18 protein-coding genes are annotated in these 20423 nt (G+C 41.2%); 8 read left to right on the top strand and 10 right to left on the bottom strand.

Going from position 1 to position 20423, the window contains the following annotated elements:
• Positions 1-335: 335 nt before the first annotated feature.
• Positions 336-1127: a class I SAM-dependent methyltransferase gene (locus CDC37_RS18225; RefSeq protein WP_096623852.1), complete on the top strand. Its 792-nt coding sequence runs from the start codon at positions 336-338 to the stop codon at positions 1125-1127.
• Positions 1124-2119, top strand: coding sequence for a thiamine-phosphate kinase (gene thiL, locus CDC37_RS18220; RefSeq protein WP_096623850.1), 996 nt, complete (start codon positions 1124-1126; stop codon positions 2117-2119). Before CDC37_RS18225 ends, thiL begins: the two co-directional genes overlap by 4 nt.
• 84 nt (positions 2120-2203) lie before the next feature.
• On the opposite strand, the gene CDC37_RS18215 is transcribed toward thiL, so the two are convergent.
• Positions 2204-3217 (bottom strand): type I glyceraldehyde-3-phosphate dehydrogenase, encoded by a 1014-nt coding sequence (locus CDC37_RS18215; RefSeq protein ID WP_096623848.1) that lies wholly within the window; start codon positions 3215-3217, stop codon positions 2204-2206.
• A gap of 630 nt (positions 3218-3847) precedes the next feature.
• Between CDC37_RS18215 and CDC37_RS18210 the strand changes: the two genes are divergently transcribed.
• From CDC37_RS18210 to murB, 3 genes are all read left to right on the top strand, one after another.
• On the top strand, positions 3848-4090 hold the full coding sequence (locus tag CDC37_RS18210; RefSeq protein WP_157780779.1) for a hypothetical protein: 243 nt from the start codon (positions 3848-3850) through the stop codon (positions 4088-4090).
• Positions 4091-4421: 331 nt separating this feature from the next.
• Positions 4422-5867: a UDP-N-acetylmuramate--L-alanine ligase gene (gene murC, locus CDC37_RS18205; RefSeq protein WP_096623844.1), complete on the top strand. Its 1446-nt coding sequence runs from the start codon at positions 4422-4424 to the stop codon at positions 5865-5867.
• 130 nt (positions 5868-5997) lie between these two features.
• Positions 5998-6996, top strand: a complete 999-nt coding sequence (gene murB / locus CDC37_RS18200) for a UDP-N-acetylmuramate dehydrogenase (protein ID WP_096623842.1) — start codon at positions 5998-6000, stop codon at positions 6994-6996.
• 422 nt (positions 6997-7418) lie between these two features.
• Here the strand turns inward: murB and CDC37_RS25590 are convergent, their stop codons facing one another.
• The 9 genes from CDC37_RS25590 to CDC37_RS18155 form a co-directional block, all read right to left on the bottom strand.
• The gene (locus tag CDC37_RS25590) at positions 7419-7604 is read right to left on the bottom strand and encodes a helix-turn-helix domain-containing protein (protein ID WP_096623840.1); all 186 of its coding nucleotides are present in this window, start codon (positions 7602-7604) and stop codon (positions 7419-7421) included.
• Between the two features lie 359 nt (positions 7605-7963).
• Positions 7964-8260 (bottom strand): hypothetical protein, encoded by a 297-nt coding sequence (locus tag CDC37_RS18190; RefSeq protein WP_231943106.1) that lies wholly within the window; start codon positions 8258-8260, stop codon positions 7964-7966.
• Between the two features lie 140 nt (positions 8261-8400).
• The gene (gene folP / locus CDC37_RS18185) at positions 8401-9255 is read right to left on the bottom strand and encodes a dihydropteroate synthase (RefSeq protein ID WP_096623838.1); all 855 of its coding nucleotides are present in this window, start codon (positions 9253-9255) and stop codon (positions 8401-8403) included.
• Between the two features lie 146 nt (positions 9256-9401).
• The gene (locus CDC37_RS18180) at positions 9402-10130 is read right to left on the bottom strand and encodes a TerC family protein (RefSeq protein WP_096623836.1); all 729 of its coding nucleotides are present in this window, start codon (positions 10128-10130) and stop codon (positions 9402-9404) included.
• Positions 10131-10425: 295 nt separating this feature from the next.
• A complete protein-coding gene (locus tag CDC37_RS18175; protein WP_096623834.1) occupies positions 10426-11445 on the bottom strand; it encodes a glycosyltransferase in 1020 nt (339 codons plus the stop codon).
• A 27-nt stretch (positions 11446-11472) separates the two neighbouring features.
• On the bottom strand, positions 11473-12780 hold the full coding sequence (locus CDC37_RS18170) for an ABC transporter ATP-binding protein (protein ID WP_096623832.1): 1308 nt from the start codon (positions 12778-12780) through the stop codon (positions 11473-11475).
• The gene (locus CDC37_RS18165) at positions 12780-13649 is read right to left on the bottom strand and encodes an ABC transporter permease (protein WP_442861045.1); all 870 of its coding nucleotides are present in this window, start codon (positions 13647-13649) and stop codon (positions 12780-12782) included. The genes CDC37_RS18170 and CDC37_RS18165 overlap by 1 nt, the downstream gene beginning before the upstream one ends.
• A gap of 273 nt (positions 13650-13922) precedes the next feature.
• The gene (locus CDC37_RS18160; protein WP_096623830.1) at positions 13923-14969 is read right to left on the bottom strand and encodes a glycosyltransferase family 2 protein; all 1047 of its coding nucleotides are present in this window, start codon (positions 14967-14969) and stop codon (positions 13923-13925) included.
• 179 nt (positions 14970-15148) lie between these two features.
• The gene (locus tag CDC37_RS18155) at positions 15149-16450 is read right to left on the bottom strand and encodes a glycosyltransferase (protein ID WP_096623828.1); all 1302 of its coding nucleotides are present in this window, start codon (positions 16448-16450) and stop codon (positions 15149-15151) included.
• An 896-nt stretch (positions 16451-17346) separates the two neighbouring features.
• Between CDC37_RS18155 and CDC37_RS18150 the strand changes: the two genes are divergently transcribed.
• The 3 genes from CDC37_RS18150 (at position 17347) to CDC37_RS18140 (ending at position 20400) form a co-directional block, all read left to right on the top strand.
• Positions 17347-17631 (top strand): HU family DNA-binding protein, encoded by a 285-nt coding sequence (locus tag CDC37_RS18150; RefSeq protein WP_096626379.1) that lies wholly within the window; start codon positions 17347-17349, stop codon positions 17629-17631.
• 25 nt (positions 17632-17656) lie between these two features.
• Positions 17657-18811: a threonine-phosphate decarboxylase CobD gene (gene cobD, locus CDC37_RS18145; RefSeq protein ID WP_096623826.1), complete on the top strand. Its 1155-nt coding sequence runs from the start codon at positions 17657-17659 to the stop codon at positions 18809-18811.
• Between the two features lie 134 nt (positions 18812-18945).
• The gene (locus CDC37_RS18140) at positions 18946-20400 is read left to right on the top strand and encodes a dihydrolipoyl dehydrogenase family protein (RefSeq protein WP_096623824.1); all 1455 of its coding nucleotides are present in this window, start codon (positions 18946-18948) and stop codon (positions 20398-20400) included.
• Positions 20401-20423: the final 23 nt, after the last annotated feature.

Genomic DNA, 20423 nt, shown 5'->3' with positions numbered 1-20423 from the left:
AAAACTCCGTAAACTGAAAAAGTGTTTTTCCTAATTTCTACTACCTGTTCCCTACTCCCTACTCACACAGATAATTTGAAAAATCAAACCAAATTCCTATATTTAGTTAATTTTTGTGATTTGTGATGTATTATTTGAGTGTTTACCCGTTAAATCACATAGGTATCAGCAAAAGTAAAGAAATTGTCACAATCCCGTATTTCTCACGACTTCACGATAAACATTGAGTAATGGCTTATTTTTCCTTCTGTTCCCTACCCCCTAAAATTATTCTGGATATCTATTTGCATAAGTCATTATAAATTAACATGTAATTCAAATTTGGCAAAGTAAAGATGGAAAAGCTGACAGGAATATCGGAAACATTATTGGTAACTCTATACTTTCGCTGCTTGGAAACGTTACGTAGCGATCGCCTGATTCAAGATATGCAATCTGTAGATATTGTCCAGCAGATTCAGGATGTAGACTGGTCTAAATTTAGTCGCGATCAAATTAGTCAACTGATGGTCGCTATTAGAACCAAAATTATCGACGATGCAACCAGAAATTTTTTAAAAACCCATCCTTCCGCCAATATTATTAATCTTGCTGCGGGACTATGTACCCGATTCTTTCGTGTTGATAATGGCGATTTACGATGGTATAATATCGATTTAGAACCAGTGCAACAGGTTTGGATGCAATTGATTGGTGAAAGCGATCGCCACAGGTTTATTGTTGGTTCAGCCCTCAATTTTGAGTGGAGCAGCTGCTTACCAAATCATCAATCACAAAAGTATTTAATCATCATGGAAGGATTATCCATGTATTTAAATACGGAGATGATGCACCAATTAATTGCCGATATTCAAACCCATTTTCCCCAAAGTGAATTCATCCTGGATGTTATTAGCGAATCGGCTTTAAACTTTGATAATCCTAATTGTGCCGTCGCCCAAACAAGTGCTAAATTTAGTTGGGGAATTAATAATTTACAAGATATAGAAACATGGGGAGCAAATATCCACCTTGTTCAAGAATGGGATTACACAGATTATTATCCACAAAGATGGCACGAAATTAATATCCAAGACCTGTCCCCATACAAAAATATCAGTAAAGTTGGGCATTTTCTCATTCCATGAAACTCAGCGAAATTGGCGAACAAGGATTACTGCAAATACTCCAATCCTTCTGTCCCTCAGAAATTATTGGCGATGATGCAGCAGTTTTCACAACCCAACCCCATCAATCCCTAGTTGTCACCACCGATGTCTTAGTTGATAATGTTCATTTCAGTGAAAATACTACCTCTGCCTTTGATACAGGTTGGCGTTCCGTTGCAGCCAATCTTTCTGACCTAGCTGCAATGGGAGCAACACCCCTAGCAATCACCGTTGGTTTAGGTCTACCAGGAGATACGGAGGTAAACTGGGTCGAAAACCTATACCAAGGAATGAGTAGTTGCCTACAACCATACCAAACCCCCATTGTCGGTGGAGATGTAGTGCGATCGCCGACTAAAACCATTGCCATCACAGCCTTGGGTCAAGTTCATCCCCAACAAACAATTTACCGTCACACAGCCCAAGTTGATGATGCCATCGTTGTCACCGGGGTACATGGTGCTTCCCGCGCAGGATTAGAATTACTATTACATCCAGAACAAGGTCTAAACCTAACCGCTAGCAGTCAACAAAAATTAAAATTAGCCCATCAACGTCCCCAACCCCGGTTAGATGTAATACCCATCCTCAAGGATATATTTAAACTCAATGATTCCCCCTTTCGAGTCGCAGGAATGGACTCCAGTGACGGTTTAGCAGACGCAGTATTGCAAATTTGTCGTGCAAGCGGTGTCGGTGCTATCATCCATTCAACCCAAATACCCATTCCCGATGTCTTCCCAACTTGGTTATCACCTACTAAAGCCCTAGAATATGCCCTTTATGGGGGAGAAGATTTTGAATTGGTGTTATGCCTACCCCTACCCATCGCAACTCAACTTACAGCCCAAATAAACCACGCTGCAATTATTGGTTGCATCCAAGTCGAACCCCAAGTTCACTTGATAAGTGACAACAAAGAAATCCCTAGCCAAACTTTAACACTTAACCAAGGATTTCAGCATTTTTAATTTCTTTATTTTCAGCTTTATCTGGAAAACTTCTAGGACGAACATTTGTTCGCCCTGAATTTTCCCAAATAACCCAAAAAACGATTACTGCCACTTGGTAGCGACTAATTCAGCCAGGTCGAGTACGCGCTGGCTGTAACCCCACTCGTTATCATACCAAGCCATAACTTTAACCATATCGCTACCCATTACCATTGTCAGGCTAGAGTCAACAATTGAAGACTCATCGGTTCCTTGGTAATCGGAGGAGACCAAAGGTAGTTCACTATAACCGAGAATTCCCTTGAGTTCGTTTTCTGAAGCTTGTTTTAAGGCTTCATTAACCTCTTCGGCAATTGTCCGTTTTTCAACTTGGACCACAAAATCCACCATTGAGACATTAGGGGTTGGTACACGTAATGCCACACCATTAAGTTTACCCTTCAAATCAGGTAATACCAAAGCTACCGCCTTCGCTGCACCGGTAGAAGTGGGAACGATATTCATCGCTGCTGCTCGAGCTCGACGGGGGTCGCGGTGAGATGCATCCAGCAAACGTTGATCTCCAGTGTAGCTATGGGTAGTGGTCATTGTCCCTTTGATGATGTGGAACTTCTCGTTCAACACCTTGGCTACGGGTGCAAGACAGTTAGTAGTACAGCTGGCATTACTGATAATGTGGTGCTGGTTGTGGTCGTATTCATGGTGGTTCACACCCATTACAAACGTCCCATCCTCATTTTTCCCAGGAGCCGTAATCAAAACCTTTTTCGCACCAGCATTAATATGCTTCATTGCGCCTTCTCTGGCGGTGAATACGCCTGTTGCTTCGATTACAAGATCGATTTCCCATTCCTTCCAGGGCAAGTTTTCTGGGTTCCGATCCGATACACATTTTACCATTTTGCCATTGATGGTAATTGAATTATCATCGGCGCTAATGTCAGCATTTCTTAATTTGCCCAGCATCGTATCGTACTTGAGTAGATGCGCGTTGGTTCTGGGGTCAGAAGTGTCGTTAATAGCAACTAATTCGATATTGCTGTGTTCACGACCAATCCAGCAACGTGCGAAGTTACGTCCGATGCGACCGAAACCATTGATTGCAACTCTAATCACTGCGTCTTGCCCTCTGTTTATGCCTAAATGCTACTTATGACCCCAATCATATCGCAAAGAGGGAGTATTTATAACTATAGAGTGTTAGATTCTTAAAAAAATCTAATATTGTAGTCTGATCCCATAGCAGGATTTTTATTTTTGGATTAGTTGGTTTTTGGGCGATAGGGCTTGAGGTAATTTTTCCTGGAGCAGAAGAGATTAGATGTTCGGTCATCTGTATTTTCGGTCAAATTCCCATACTTTAAGTATTCTTCTTATCCTAAGTATTTCCCCGGAGGTATGTCATAATTTTCTATGTGTGCTATGGAGATCGTTGGTTAATTGTAATACTGCGTGCTTGCATTAATTTATAAGGTTGAGTTATATTCGCACCACTTGGGTTGAAATCGATACTGCTGAGGAAACTAAATCAAAGCGATGTGCGATTGACCCACTGCTTCTACCCTGTGCCTAACTGTTTGCCAGTGCATCGCCAAAACCAAATGATCCAAATCGGCTTGATTGTGAATTTGCGGAATAACTTGCCCATAATACCAATATGCTACTTGATAGCAAAGAAGATTACGTATAGAGCAAGAGTTTTTTTTACTAGTTTCAGAAATGATTCCTGATACGGTTCCCCCTGAGATGGAATCATCAATGTTTGCATCCTTCCTGTATGGTTCCAACATCGGCTACATGTCTACCTTGCTTGGAGTTGGAGACAAAGCACAAAGCCAATATTTTCCTGTGACGGCTGGAAATTGCCAACAATCCTGGAAATACCTCAAATTAATATGGATAAGGCTATTGGAATTGGGGGATAGGTTTTTGGAGATGGCAGTCGTGTACGCTCAAGACCGTATTTACTACCATCGACATTCACCCTAATCACGTGCTTGAATCTGGAAGGTAGTTTGACAAACTGCTGGTAACTGTAAATATTTGCTCCTGATTTGGAAAAATTGTATTTCCGAATACAATTGTTAATTTCCCGATGCAGATGAAATACTGCGAATAAACATATTATTAATTATCACGAGGTAAATTGGTCAGGGGGAGTTACAATCAATGGCAATCAATTTTACTCTTAGGAGAATAAAGAATGCCAAAAATGGGAAAACAGGCTTGACAACAGTATCGATAAAAATAGAATACCTGTTATGATACGCGTGTCATTGTCCGAATCCGGTGTGGTGTGGTGTTAGAGGAGTAATCTCAAATGGAAAGAAAAATAGAGTTTAGTGGCAAGCCATTTCATTTTATCGGTATTGGTGGAATCGGTATGTCAGCACTGGCTTATGTGCTTGCAAAACGCCAATTACCAGTGTCCGGTTCGGATGTTAGACCCAATCAAATAACTCGCCGACTCGAATCGATTGGGGCTACGATTTTTAATCGTCAAGAAGCCAGTAATCTGGAAATATTTCGTTCCCTTGACCAGAAAGAAAAAGGCAGTGATGGTGCTGAACAAACAGCAAATCTGCCCCAAGTAATATGTTCTACTGCTATTAATAAAAATAATCCTGAATATAAGGCAGCAATCGAATTAGGTTGTCCCATTTTTCATCGTTCAGATGTACTGGCGGCATTAATTGCTGAACATTACAGTATTGCGGTTGGTGGAACCCACGGCAAAACAACCACCAGCAGTATGATTGGTTATATGCTGTTGGAGGCAGGACTTGACCCAACTATTATAGTTGGTGGGGAAGTTAATGCCTGGGAAGGAAATGCGCGTGTTGGTCAAAGTCAGTATTTGGTGGCAGAAGCAGATGAATCGGATGGTTCCCTAGTTAAACACGCACCTACCATCGGTATTATTACCAATATTGAACTAGACCATCCCGACCATTACGACAGTTTGGATGAGGTGGTTGATATTTTCCAAAAATTCGCCAATTCCTGTGAAGTTGTCGTTGGTAGCATTGATTGTGAAACTGTGCGATCGCAAATTCAGCCCACTATTTCCTACAGTCTCCATCCTGATACCAATGCTGATTATTATGTTACAGACATTGATTATCGTGCTGACGGGACAAGGGCTTTAGTTTGGGAACAGGGTAAACCTTTAGGTGTACTAAACCTCCAGCTTTTGAGTCGCCACAATTTAAGTAATGCTTTAGCCGCAGTTGCAGTTGGTCGTCACCTCGGTTTGGAATTTGGAGAAATCGCCAAGGGTCTAGCCACCTTTGAAGGAGCAAGACGTAGATTTGAATTTCGCGGCGAGGTTGATGGTATCACCTTCATTGATGACTATGCCCACCACCCCAGCGAAATTCGCGCTACCCTCGCTGCTGCTAGGCTACAGGCAGTCCCTGGAAGCAGAGTGGTAGCCATCTTCCAGCCCCACCGTTACAGCCGGACGCTGACCTTTTTAGATGAGTTTGCGACAAGTTTTGGCCATGCAGACTTGGTGGTGTTAACTGATATTTACAGTGCGGGAGAAACCAATCCCGGTTCCGTTAGTGGTCAAACTTTAGCCGACCGGGTTGTACAACACCACGACCATGTTTACTACCAGCCCTCTGTCGAGGATATGTGTGAATTCCTCACCAATATTCTCATCCCTGGTGATTTAGTTCTGTTCTTGGGTGCTGGTAACTTAAACCAGGTTATTCCCACCTTGATTGCTGCACTTCGTCAACCAGCACAAGCAACTTCATAGTTGAATTCACTGAAGCTAGCAAAGGAAACATCAGGTGAACCATCGGCCAGATGTTTCTGACTACTTTGGCTGATTTTTTTTCAGCGTTCATACGGTTATTAAATGTATCAATAATTTAGATTCAAAGAAAATGACAATATCTCGGGCAATGGCGGATGTCTGCAATCCTTCTGATTTAGGTATAGATCCTCAAGTTATTCAGCAATCTCCTGGGAAAAATATGATTATTCTGCCAGGTGCGGACTGTGCGATTAAACAATATGTTTCGCTATCAAAATATACATCTTACCGGGTGGGTGGTCCGGCGGAGTGGTATGCAGCACCGAAAGATTTAAATGCAATGAGGGCATGTATTGCCTACGCTCAAACAGAAGGATTAGATATTACCATTTTAGGAGCTGGTTCTAATTTATTAGTGAGCGATCGCGGACTACCCGGTTTAGTAATTAGTACCCGTCACCTACGTCAAACCATATTCGATGAAACCAACGGTCAAATTACCGTATCCGCAGGAGAACCAATTCCCGGTTTAGCCTGGAGTGCAGCCGAACGGGGTTGGCAAGGTCTAGAATGGGCAGTGGGAATTCCTGGAACCGTCGGTGGTGCGGTGGTGATGAATGCTGGCGCTCACAACTCTTGTATCGCCGACATTTTCGTCAGCGCCGAAGTGTTAACTCCCGAAGGCAACATTAAAATTATGACCCCTGATGAGTTAGGGTATGCTTACCGCACATCCAATTTACAGGGTAGTCAGTATGTTGTCACCCAAGCAACATTCCAACTATCCCCCGGTGCAGATCCAGCCCTGGTTACTGCCACCACCAAGCAACACAAAGAACACCGTCTCAACACCCAACCCTATGATAAACCCAGTTGCGGTAGTGTATTTCGCAATCCAAAACCCTATGCTGCGGGTTGGCTAATTGAACAAGCTGGATTGAAGGGTTATCAAATCGGTCAAGCTCAAGTAGCACCCCGTCACGCCAATTTTATTATTAATTGTGGTGGCGCAACTGCTAGTGATATTTTTAACCTAATTCGTCATATTCAAAGTAGTGTACAAGAACATTGGTCAATCCTGCTAGAGCCAGAAGTAAAAATGATGGGGGATTTTCAAACTGCTTTTTAAAGCATGAATCTTCAGAAATCGGGCTTTGAGGATTAGGTAATCGCGACAGGTAGATCAGTGGCTTCGGATATCAGTCTCCAGGTACCAGGATTAAATTAGTTGCGTTACATACGTCTTTATTAATTAATTTTGAAGGGTTGCAGGAGTATCTCTAGTCCTTGATTTTAGGGATAAATCCCTCACTACAAAGCCTTCATAGCTTATGGGACAGACCACTTGTCTGGAAAAAGATATAGGTAGGACTTACGCACTCGTTACCAGAAATCAAATGTTTGGGATTACTTCCTTACATCGCAATAATGGTGTTGTGTTTAGGTTGTCCTAGCGTAAGTCCTATATAATAAAAAAAAGGAGTGCAAATATACACTCCTTTTTTTATTTTTAGTTGTTTTTGGCGTTGATTAGTTAAGTCCTGCAAAAGACTACCACTGTTCCAAAGTATTTCTTTTTCGGGCACAATAATCCATTAACGCTCCCCGACTAATCACCCTGAACCCATTTATCCTTTGTGACGGAAGTTGTCCGCGCTGCATCAAAGTATACAAACTGCTTTGGCTAATATGTAAGTATCGTGCAGCTTCCGTCGGCGAAATACCTCGTTGCGTCATCCATAACCTTCTAGGTGTTTTTTTCCACAAATTGTTCCGTCTCATGTCTTTCAACCTACTGCAAACGTATACTCAATCAATTTCTTTGTCAAAGGTACAGTCCTGATCAAAATAACCTTTTCCCATCAGTAGTAAAAGTGTCAAAAGCAACAATTATCACCCAAGTCTACTTACATTCAGGCGAGGGTATTTCGATTAATATCTAAACTCATCCTAGCAGATTCTAAAGAAAATCTGTAGAATACTCTAAACTGGGTTTGGTGATTGTATGTGTTTGCTTTGGTTGTGTGTATATAGGGACTTGAAGCTATTTCTTGAGACCCGGAATACAAAACTCGAAAAAATAAACGTATAAACGTCTAGGCTGGTTGGGTTCTAGCGTGAGCAAAATCGCGAATTAACAGCAAGCGTGAGTGAAGATAGGCACGAACCAATTTTGTTTCTGAGGTATTAATTAAATCTTTAGCTTCCATTTGACCAATCAGTTCTTGCACCAACTCAGAATCACTAAAGTTTAACAGAGTGCTACTTTGAGTTTCTTCAATTAAACCCCAAAGTCGGCGCAGCTTTGCAGGAGTCAGGGGACATGTCCGTTTCCCGTTGACTTCTGCCCCATTCTCCCGATTTTGCATCGGACTTTGTTTTATCTCTAGCATAGTACTGCTCACAATAATCTAAAAAGAATATTAAATTATCTTGGAGCTAGGGGCTTGTACTTTTAATATTTCTTGAGAATTTCGATGTAAATCAAAATATTATCTTGATAAATCTTTGCATACTGAAAAGAAAATAGGATTTACAAGCTTTGTCTGTGACGATATATGGCATCAGCGACAGCACAAACATCGTGCATTTGGGGGACATCGTGAACCCGGAGGATGTCCGCACCGGTGGAAATGGCTGCACAACAAGCCGCAGCAGTTCCCCAAATTCTGGCTTTGGGGTCGCTTTGGCGGAGGATTTTACCAATAAAGCTTTTGCGGGATACACCGATGAGGAGGGGACAATTCCAGCGCTGGAATTGTGCTAGCTTTCTTAATATTTCTAAGTTCTGCTCAGGGGTTTTGGCAAAACCAATTCCAGGGTCAATGACAATGTGGTGATGGTTGATACCAGCATCTGTGGCGAGTTGGATTTGTTGGTCTAAAAAGTTACAAATTTCCCCAATCAAGTCATCGTAATTTGTTAAGGATTGCATCGTTTCGGGTGTACCTCGAATATGCATGAGGATAATTGGCACACCTAGAGCTGCAACAGTGGTAAACATGTCCGGATCAAAAGTACCACCAGAAATATCGTTAATTATATCTGCTCCCGCAGCAACAGCAGCTTTGGCTACTTTTGCACGGGTGGTATCAACGGAAAGGGGAATTTGAAATTGTTTCCGAATAGCGGTGATGGTAGGAATAACTCGCTCGAGTTCTTCTTCTACAGATATCTGTACTGCACCGGGACGGGTGGATTGTCCACCGATATCAATTATATCTGCTCCAGCATCAATCATCTGCTGGGTTTGCTGAATAGCGCTGGTGAGTGTATTAAATTCTCCACCATCACTGAAACTATCGGGTGTGACGTTAAGGATACCCATCAAATATGTGCGCGTACCCCAGTTGAAAGTGCGATCGCGAATTAACCAATTTTTCTTCATACTTTGGGAGGGGGAAATTGGGAATGGGGAAAAACAGGAGATGGGGAGGTAAAACAAAAGATTAAGCTAATGTAGGGTGGGAATTATCTTTGTCTGTGTTTTTTTGTTTAGATGATAACGCTCCACAACTTGTCTTTTTCTGTCTCCTATTCCACAACTTCTTTCTGTTCAAGTGTTGGCTCTATTTCCACATTCTCTGCTACGGTACGTCGAGAAAACCCCCAAGCGAGAACAAAACCGATAAGGGTAATCATTAACCATTGAGGTGGTACAAACGCTTCATTCACAATTCTCAATAATAGGCGTATACCCACGAAAGCGACGGTAATATATCCAGCATCTTCGAGATGAACATACTCATCCAACCAACGAATGAATAGACCTGCCATAAATCTTAATGTCACGACACCAATAGTTGTTCCTGTCAATACTAACCAGGTTTCTTGGGAAACAGCGATCGCGGTGGTGACGCTATCGAGGGAAAAAGCTAAATCAGTCAGGGCAATTACGGGGATAACCTGTAGCAAAGAAGTAAATCTGGGTCCGTGGTGATGATGTTCTGCATCTTCTTCGCTAGTGAAGTGTTGAAAGACCAACCAGAGTAAATAGGCGGCTCCTAAAAGTTCAAACTGCCAGTATTTTTGTACCCAAGTGGCAGTTAACAGTAATGTAACACGTAATACATAGGCAATCACCAACCCGAAATTCAAAGCGCGGTTTTCCAGTTCCTTGTCTTCCAGACCTTGAGCGATCGCGGCTAATGCGATCGCATTATCAGCAGATAATATTGCTTCCAGGAGAATTAAGATCAGGAGAACGATGGGTGCTTCAACAGTAAAATTAAAATGCAGGTATTCAAAAATCTTATCTAACATTCGTTGTTCTCAGATGCAGCAACTATAGAAACTCCAGTATAAGTGAAGCATTTGATTTGCCAGTATGCAATAAAATGCTACATCTATCTAGCTTAACCTGTAGAGGCTGATTTCTGAATCCTTACCAATCTGGAATTCGTGCGGTTTACCCTACTGATAATCCAAATTCATCTCCAGTCAGAGTTATATAAGTTCTGGTTTGGTTTGTTGACAGTTGACCGATGACAGAAGAGACCCAGTATTGTGAATCCTTTTCAAATATTAACTAGATTACCATAAATACCACTTTGGGTATTTATCCCTTGAAGTTTTGCAGCGATAAAAGTCTAATTTGTAGCCCTAGCTGCACCGAGTTCAGATTTTTTTCTCGCCAAGCTTTTTTCAGTAATAAATAACGACTAGTAAGTACTTCTGTCAGTCTAAATCCCAAAATCCCAGTCAAAAAACGATAAATTAATCTGCGACTATTTCCTCTAAATTGCGGAAAAATTTCTACAGCTTGTCCAATTAAGTTGCGATATGAGGAATAATTGATAAATAAAGATTCCCTCGCTAAGTCAAAATAGCACTTAGCTATTGCATGACGATAATTTGATGTAAGTTGATTTACTTGCAATAACTTCGTCTTCATTTTCTCCAAAACCCGACAATGGCATTCGACCCATAAAGGTTTGGAAAAAGTAGATACTGTGCAGTTACCATACCTGCGATAAATAGCATAACATCCTGGTTGATATGCGACTTTTGCTCCATTCATCACTGCTGACAGAAAAAAATCCCGGTCTTGAGCAACGGGTAAGGTTTCATCCCAACCATCGCTATTTTCAACTGCTTTGCGAGTATAAAATAGGGCTGCAACTGCAACCCACCAATTTGCTAATAATGATTCTAAAATATCTTCCTGTTCACCAGGATATTCGATTTTATCTAAATAACTACTGCCATCTGGTAAGTGGTGCTGATATCGCCAATCACAATACACAATATCGGCTTGATGATGCTCTAAAAAATCCACTTGTCGAGCAATTTTTTCCGGCAAAATATAATCATCCGCATCTAAAAACTGAATATACTCACCTTGAGATATAGCAAAGCCTTGATTGCGAGCATGATTACCACCACTTCGTGGTTGAGTCAGCCAAGTAATTTTATCTCCATAGCTTTTAATAATTTCGAGAGAATTATCTGTGGAGCCATCATCAATCACTAGAATTTCTAAATTTGGGTAGGTTTGTTGTAGACAACTATCAATGGCTTCAGCTATCCATCGTTCAGCATTAAAACAGGGGATGATAACTGATACTAGTTTCGACATAATTTTCCTAAATAATCGAACAGCAAATTACTGATTAACCACCTTCCAAGTACGAGGTTGAAAAAATAAAGATTGACTAATTACACGGTTTGTTTTGACTAAAAAGCGAAAAGATTGGACAATATCAAAGGAACAAACTCCTTCTTTGATATAAATTTTGGCACTATATAAACCAGGTAAAAGACAGCAATAGGGCATCTGCATTTGAATCGTTACTTTTCCTGGAAATATTTGCAAAGCTTCGTTATCACTAGCTGATGTTATATACAAAACCCGTTCATTCTGTCCTGACAAAGCTGTGATTAACACCCCAACATTAGCATTATCAATTTGCAGATTGGATTTACATTCTATCAATAAATAGGCAGGTTCCCCAGCCATCAAACTACTTAAGGTTTCTCCATTTTCATCTTGAAAACGAAGGGAAACTATATCTAATCCCAAGCTTTCATCCGGGGACTTTTCCGGCAAATACATAATTTCTAAAGGTGCATGATTGCCTCCACCTAAACTCAAATCCTCTTCATACTGGCGAATCACCGCTTCTGTGGCACCAGATGCAATTAAATTACCTTTTTGTAAATAAATTGAAGATTCACACACATTTAAAACCACATGGGGATTATGGGCAACTAAAATAAAAGCAGTTCCTTTTTCCCGCAGTTGGGCGAGCTTTTGATAGCATTTCATTCTAAATTGAATATCACCCACCGCCAGCACTTCATCTATTAACAAAATATCCGGTTCTATATGTACGGCACAGGCAAAACCTAACCGTGCAGCCATTCCCGAACTATAGGTTTGAACAGGTGCATCAATCGCATCACCAATTCCCGCAAAATCAACCACATCCTGAAATCTGGCGTTGATTTCTGCTGTCGTTAAACCCAAAATTGACATATTCGCATAAATATTTTCTCGACCTGTCAAAATAGGATTAAATCCTGCACCTAATGCAATCAAAGGAGCAACTCTTCCCTTAACTCTCACACAACCAGTATCTGGTTTAATTAAACCACTAATAATGCGTAAAAGTGTACTTTTTCCGGCTCCATTAGAACCAACTAAACCAACTGCTTCACCTCGTCTTAATTGAAAGCTGACATCTTTTAGTGCCCAGAATTCCTGATGACGTAAAGTCTGACTATTTCTGTTAGCTCCTACTAGTTCAGTAAAGATATCTTGCACACCATAAAATAGGGATTTTTTTAAATCACGGCAAAATTTCTTGGAGACATTTTCCACTGATACCAAAATTGAAGCATCATCTGCTGTCAGATGGGTATTTTGATGAATATTTTGGTCAATATCTGTTGTTTCTACTTGTTTAATCATTAGGAACTTACTCTTTCAACCACAAATGGCATTGCTAAACGAAAGGCAATCCATGTCACCAATAATCCTACTAGGGTAATGACACTAACTATCCAAAATCTCACCGGGTCAGAAATCATTCCTGTAGTTGCTAATTCTCTCGCAGTGACTAGGATGGGGGTGACGGGATTAAGGTTAACTAGAAATCCAAAAATTCCCTCTCTGGGAACTGGATATACTACTGGGGTGAGGAATAGCCAAAATCCGGTAAATAGAGTTAAGCCCCTGGATATATCTTGATATAAAATTCCTAGGGGAGCTAAGAAAATGCCAATAAATGTACCTAATAAAACCAGATGAATAATTGGTACTGGTGTAAGAATCACTGACCAAGTGATGGGGATACGGAAGTGGATAAATAGGGCAATAATTAAAATTAATTTAATGGCAAAATTAAAAAATACTTCCCCTAATTTGGCTAAAATCAAAGCTTCTCTGGGAAAGTTAACCCTTGCTAACATTGGTTTAGCGACTGTCACCGCTTGGACTGGACCGTTGAGTGCTTCCACAAATGTTTGCCAAAGGGATGTACTAAACATGACGTAGGCTGGATAGGGTATATCGGTTTTGCCAACGTTAATTACATTCGCGTTGCTAGCTAGAGTAAACCCGGTTGCCATGATAATTGGTGGTAAAAATGCCCAAATAACTCCGAGGAATGATTGACGATATTGGGCACTTATGTCTCGTACCATTAACCGCCATGCGAGTTCCCGGGATGCTATCAGGTCTCGCCACATTTGTTGCCATAGTTGACCAGGTTTTCTGAGGGTGTTTTCTGGAGTGTAGATGATTTCTGGTGGTTGGGATTTCACATTCAGTTGTTTCACGTTTCCCCGAAGAGATTATTTAGAACTTGATATGGTGTCTGTTTAGATAGTTGGGGTCTGCTGTAAAAGTCTTTTTATGAGGGTAGGGAGTAGGGAGTAGTTTTAACCCAATAATTCCACTTTTGCTTGGCTTCAAAAAACTACATACACAAGCTTGTTGAGCTTCTATGCGCTTCTTCGGAAAGCAGTTTCTGGAACTCAAATACTCTTCAAATATTACAAGATAATAGTTTTCGCATTTTTCCGTAATTCCTATTGAGATGTTGTTGCTAATTATGGTGATGATTGTGATTTTATCGCTGGATTTTTATGTTTATTTAGGTATTTTTGGGCGTAGCGATGGGTGAGGAAGTTATTTAAATTTTTGTCGGCGATATGGAGAATTTTACCTGTGATTTTAGAACCTAATTTTCCGAGGGGAACTTTCCGGGTGAGGGGACTAATAATTGTCATTTCTCGTCGCCATCCGAGACGTTTATATTTGTTTTTGAAATACTCATCTTCGGTCAGGTTCCATTTATCCCGTAGACGTTGCAAACTTGCCAATTCCCAAGCATTACTCCAACGCAACATGTAGTAGTGTAGGTCGGATTTCTCTAGGGGTGGTCCGGGGACATAGGTGACTAGAGAATCGGGTTCTAGGTAAATTGTGCCACCTGCTTCTGTGACTAACATGCATAGGTCTACATGTTCTTTTGTGTTCAAGAGTTCTTCGTCTAATAAGCCGATTTTGTCGAAGATTTCTTGACGTACCATCATGCAGTGGAATTCGGCTAATCCTGTTTGTTGTCGCTGGAGTTGGGGACGGACTTCAGCAACTTTACGTCCTTGTTTGTATATCTTTTCAATGATTCGTCGTCTGGTTGTGTCTCCTTTGGTTTCGATTTTGATTCCTGTTTCTCCTCCAGCGCAGTGGACTTCTGTGTGCAAGGGGAGATATTGACACACAAGGGGACTGACGATGGTTGCGTTGGTTGCTTCTGCGCAGTCAACCATTGCGTTTAACCAGTTGGGGGTGACAACAACGTCGTTGTCGATGAAGACTATATATTTGCTGTTTGCTTGACGTAAACCAATGTTTCGCGCGTGGTTGGGGGAAAGGTAATGGTCTGTGCGAATTAGTTGAAATTGCTTTTCTGTGGCTTGATTTGCTATATATGTTTGGATATGACGGGGTGAACCACCATCTACATAGATGAGTTGGAAGGGGTATTGGGTGTGTTCGTAGATACTTTCGAGGGATTCACGGGTGTAGCTGAAACGTTCTCTGGGTGAGACTATGATGGTGACTTTTGGGAGTGGGTTTGTGGTTGAATTCATGGGAAATAATTTTTGTTTGGTTTGATGATGAAAATGAATTTTTGAGTTAGGTATGAGGTTTATAGAATTTATCAGGTGTGGATTATTTTTATGTAAAGCTGTCAGGATGTAAAGATGATGTCAAACAGGTTTATGGTGAAGATATTTATGTGAAGTAAGTACTAATTGTATGGGAATTTTTAACTGATGTAGGTGACTGGGGATGATGGTAGGGGTGGGTGGTTTGAATCTAATGTTTGTGATGATAGTTTTTGATAAATTTTGATTAGTTCTTCGTTTAGTTGGTTGGTGTCATAGTGTGTTTCTACACGTTTCCGTCCGGCTTCTCCCATTGTTGACCAGACCTGGGGATTTTCAATGAGGTAATTTAATTTGTCTGCGATCGCATTGGCATCTCTTTCGGGAACGAGAAAGCCGGAAATTCCCTCTTCCACTAGTTCGGGAATACCTCCGTGGGTAGTCCCAATTACTGGTAAACCCATTGTCATTGCTTCTTTGAGGGTGTTGACGGGTGCGTCTTGGTTGCCGTCTTTGGCTGTAACACTGGGGGCGATGAAAATATGGGATTGGTTGATAATATTAATTATTTCTGGCTGATTTTTCCACCCGACTAATTGAATTTTTTCACCCATATTAAGTTCGTCAATTAGTTGCTGTAAAATGGCTTTGAGTTCTCCATCACCAATAATTTTATATTCTAGGTTAGGATAAGTTTTTGCTACTTGAGCAACGGCTCGAATGGCATATTCAATCCCTTTTTTTTCTACTAATCTACCAGTGGTGACAATCCCAATTTTGCCGTCTTTGGGTGCATGGCGTGGTCTAAATTCAAATTTACTGCAATCTATACCGGAACCGTGGACAATGATTTTTGCGGGATTACATCCTAAAGAAATCGCCCGTTGACGGAAAAATTCACAATTGGCTAGAAATAGGTCTCCTTTGACGAATAACTGATTATATACATTTTCCCCGTACTGTTTGACATACCAGCTAATATCAAAGCCACGAAAAGATGTGATGATTTTACCCCGAATCGCGCCTATTTCTCGTAATTTCATCCCAGCAATACCGTGCATTCCAAATTGACAGTGGATAACATCGTATTCTGGTGTTCCTAAAAAAGGAATGGATAGGTATAGTAACCTCATTGATACTGCATCTTTCCCGAATTTGCAAAAATTGAGCGATCGCAATATTGGTAAGGGCGCTTTGGTGAAATTAGTAAGTATCAATAATAACCCTTGCCATAGCCGCCACAGATAATTTTGGGGAATTTGCAGGGGATAATGGGTTCGCTTCAGTAGCTTATATTTCTCTACATCAGGATGAACTACGGATGTACTTGCAGAGTTATCACCATAAATTTGTAAAGCGTAAATATCTACTTCATGTCCGCGACTAATTAAACCAACTATCTGGTTGAGAATAAATGTTTCTGAAACGACAGGAAAGTTCTCGACTAGAAAGGCTATTTTCATGGTAAACGTCTAAATTTGGTCGCAGCTAGATAACCCGTATGTAAGTCCTGGATGTTTTTCTTTGAAGATAGGATTAATGCTAACTACTTTTATCCATGTCATTAGCAATCTCAGCATATCTTTATCATTACTTTAAGTATTTTCTTCACCACATGCCAGTATTAATACTGACCTTACTAGTATCCGATAAATACTTAATGTAAGTCCTAAACCCTTTATTTCCAAGACTTGAGGAAATTATACGTGTTTTTCCTGGTTTTACTTCAAACGTTCCTAGTCCCCTTAGACAAAGCAGGCAAGTAGATTTGAACAAATTTATCATCAAGATTCTTGTCTTGACTCTTGACAAGAATCCTAAAATGTGAGTTGTAAGCATATTTTGCAATTTTCGGAAATAGTTTCACCCTTTTTGGGCAAGCATAGATTTAAATCAATCCAAAACTTAACAACATTCAATAAAAACAATTATTTATAATCCGAAGCAACTGGCGTTTGGAACTGATTTTTCGGTTTTCAGGGTAAAGAATTGCGTTTTAATCTGAATAATCGTAATACTTGTTTACATATTATTTAAGAATTTCTTTCTGTTTTGGAGGGAACAAGGGTATTTACTAAGTATTTATTCCTAATTTTGGGGTGATTTTGGGTATAGTCACCCCCTGTTTTTGACAAAAATCCTGAAATCTATATAAATTAATGGTTTCATCTGTTCACTTCGGGCGTATAAACCTTAGAATGATTCATTGAAAAGTGTATCTGACAGGAGTTGCAGCGATTCGCGAGCAAAAGTACTCCCCGAAGATGACTTGGTAAATCTCCCAACAGAGATTTATTGCGTATGTTGTGTCCTTGGCACTCCTATGCAATCCTCAGTAAACCTGAAAATGGAGTTTGATATGAACAAAGGCGAATTAGTTGATGCAGTTGCAGAAAAAGCCAGCGTCACCAAAAAACAAGCGGATGCGGTTTTAAGTGCGGCTTTAGAAACCATCATTGAGGCGGTTTCCTCTGGTGATAAAGTCACATTAGTTGGCTTTGGTTCCTTTGAACCTCGCCAACGCAAAGCCAGGGAAGGTCGTAACCCCAAAACTAACGAGAAGATGGAAATTCCGGAAACTACAGTCCCAGCGTTTTCTGCGGGGAAACTGTTTAGAGAGCGGGTTGCTCCACCAAAGTCCTAGGTCAGTAAACAACAACTATTCACGGATGCGGCGACCTGTTCATGGGGGTAATTTAGTTTGGGCAGCTAGTATCGCTGGATGTCCAATTGAAGATATTCTGGATTTTTCGGCCAGTATTAATCCATTGGGTCCACCTGAATCGGTATTGCGGGGGATTCAAGGGGCTATGGCGAACATACAACACTATCCAGACCCCAGTAACAGCGAATTGAAGGGTGCGCTAAGTCGTTTGCATGATCTGCCTCCAGATTGGATTTTGCCGGGGAATGGTTCGGCGGAATTATTGACCTTGGTGGGTCGCGATTTAGCTGGGTTAACTGCAACGGTTGTGGTGACTCCAGCTTTTGCTGATTACTATCGGGCGCTGAGGGGGTATGATGCAAAGGTTGTAGATTCACCTTGGCAATTATTCCTAGAGGAACCCGGTGGTGTGGCTACTTCCAGAGGAATTAGTTCCGAGTTAGGTGTGCGCTCAGAAATTCTCAACACCGATATTTGTTCCCGACTCGGAAATGGGAGAAATTTCGTTAATTCCCGTGAGTGTGGGTTGATTGTGAACAATCCACACAATCCCACGGGAATCCTGTTCAAACGGGAAGCAATAGTGTCCCTGTTGGCGAAATTTCGGATGGTGGTAGTAGATGAGGCATTTATGGATTTTCTACCACCTGCTCAGGCAGAGAGTTTAGTCGAGATGGTGAGTGATTATCCTAATTTGGTAATTTTGCGATCGCTCACCAAATTTTATAGTGTGCCGGGATTGCGGATTGGTTATGCAATAGCCCAACCTCCCATCCTCCAACGGTGGCAATCTTGGCGTGACCCTTGGTCTGTGAATGTGTTGGCAACAGCTGCGGCTGTTGCCGCCCTTAATGATAGGGCTTTTCAAAAGCAAACCTGGGAATGGTTGCCATTGGCACGCCAACAATTGCAGCAAGGGTTACAATCAATACCAGGATTGCAGCCACTTACAGGTGCAGCTAATTTCTTACTGGTGCGAACCAATTATCCCGCAACTCAACTCCAACAACTGTTACTCAAACGCGATCGCATTTTGATTCGTGATTGTTTAAGTTTTCCAGAATTGGGTGAGGCTTTCTTCCGGGTCGCTGTCCGCACAGAAGCGGAAAATCAACGTTTAATTAATGGTTTAAAGGCGCTGATCCAGGAAATATACTGAACCCACATTTTTCATAAACCCCCAGAACTTTCAGGGAGTAGAGAGTAGTAGGTGAATCAACCCGTAACTCAACACTTACCGCTTAATTGCTCAAAATCTGAAACATCACGAAGGTATCCCAAATTTAAACTCCAATGGCTGTTGATTACGATTTAGTCATAATTGGTGGTAGTTTAGTAGCACGTGAGGCAGCTTTAATGGCGGTGCGATCGCGTGCAAATGTGGCTTTGGTGGAACCTGATGGTTTGCATTCCTTAGCTGGTGTGGATGAATTAAGTTTAGTCGGGGTGCAATGTCATCCTAGTCTTCTATCTCGTTGGGACAAAGCCAAACAACTACAACCCCCAACTCCCCTGTACAGACAACCCGACGGGTCGTCCCTACTCCCAATTTCCCATTTTGGTGATGCGATCGCAAAGCGTATCCAGCAACAGCTAGATTTAGCTTATTTAGCTGGACAGGGTATTGATGTGATTACAGGTGATGGTGAATTTAGGGGTGGTAAGCAATTAGGGTTTGCGGTGAATCAGCGTCTGTTAACAGCGCGTCGGTATATTTTGGCTAGTGGTTCTCGTCCGTGGATACCCCAGATTGAGGGATTAAATGGAACAGGCTATGTCACCCTAGATAATTTGCTGACGGTGTTGAAGCGGGAAACACCACCCCGTAGCTGGGTAATTTTGGGGGGAATGCCATCGGGGTTGGAAGTAGCCCAGGTACTGGTACGATTAGGATGTCAGGTGACATTGATTACAACTCGTTCCCAGATATGGGAAAATGCCAGTCCAGCCACAATTCAATTATTGCAAGCCCAATTAGAAGCCGATGGGGTAGAAATTATCTGTGACACCAAGGTGGTACAAACACGGGTAATTGATGGCAAAAAATGGTTACAAGTCGGTGATCGAGCCATTGAAAGCGATGAAATATTAATAGCGATCGCTCAACAACCAAATATTGACGGATTAAATTTAGCCGCAGTGGATGTCAAATGGCGACCCTATCGTCTAATTGTAAATAATTTCCTGCAAACTACCAATCCCCAAATTTACGCTTGTGGGGATGTAATTGGAGGATATCCGTTTCCCAGTTTGGCTAATTATGAAGCACCAATTGCGATTCACAACAGCTTATTTTTCCGCCAAAAAACTGTTAATTATCAGCAAGTACCTTACGTTATCAATACCCGACCATCCCTCGCTCATATCGGTTTAACATTAACCCAAGCCAAAAGTCAGTATCAACGGCAAGTAATTGAAGTCAAGGAGTATTTCAAAGATTTACCTCTTTCACAAATGACCGGAAAGTTAACCGGATTATGTTCCCTGGTAGTGGGAATTGACGGTCAGATTTTAGGTGCGTCCGTATTTGGAGATGGTGCAGGAGAATTAATAAATTTAATTGCTTTGGCAATGCAACAGAATCTGCATATCAAACACTTAGCAAATTTAGCTGTTACATCCCCAAGTTATAGTCAAATATTCGTGCGTACAGCCCAACAATGGCGAGAATATAAGTTCAAACAAAATATTTTTTATCAAGAATTTTTAGACGACTTTTTCCAAATTCGTCGCCATTTTAATTGGTGAATAGGAGTAGTCTAAATTGACTG

This window comes from Calothrix sp. NIES-3974, from assembly GCF_002368395.1.
Taxonomy (GTDB): Bacteria; Cyanobacteriota; Cyanobacteriia; order Cyanobacteriales; family Nostocaceae; genus NIES-3974.
The sequence above is the reverse complement of the archived record's forward strand: the minus strand, read 5'-3'. Positions and strand labels throughout refer to the sequence as shown.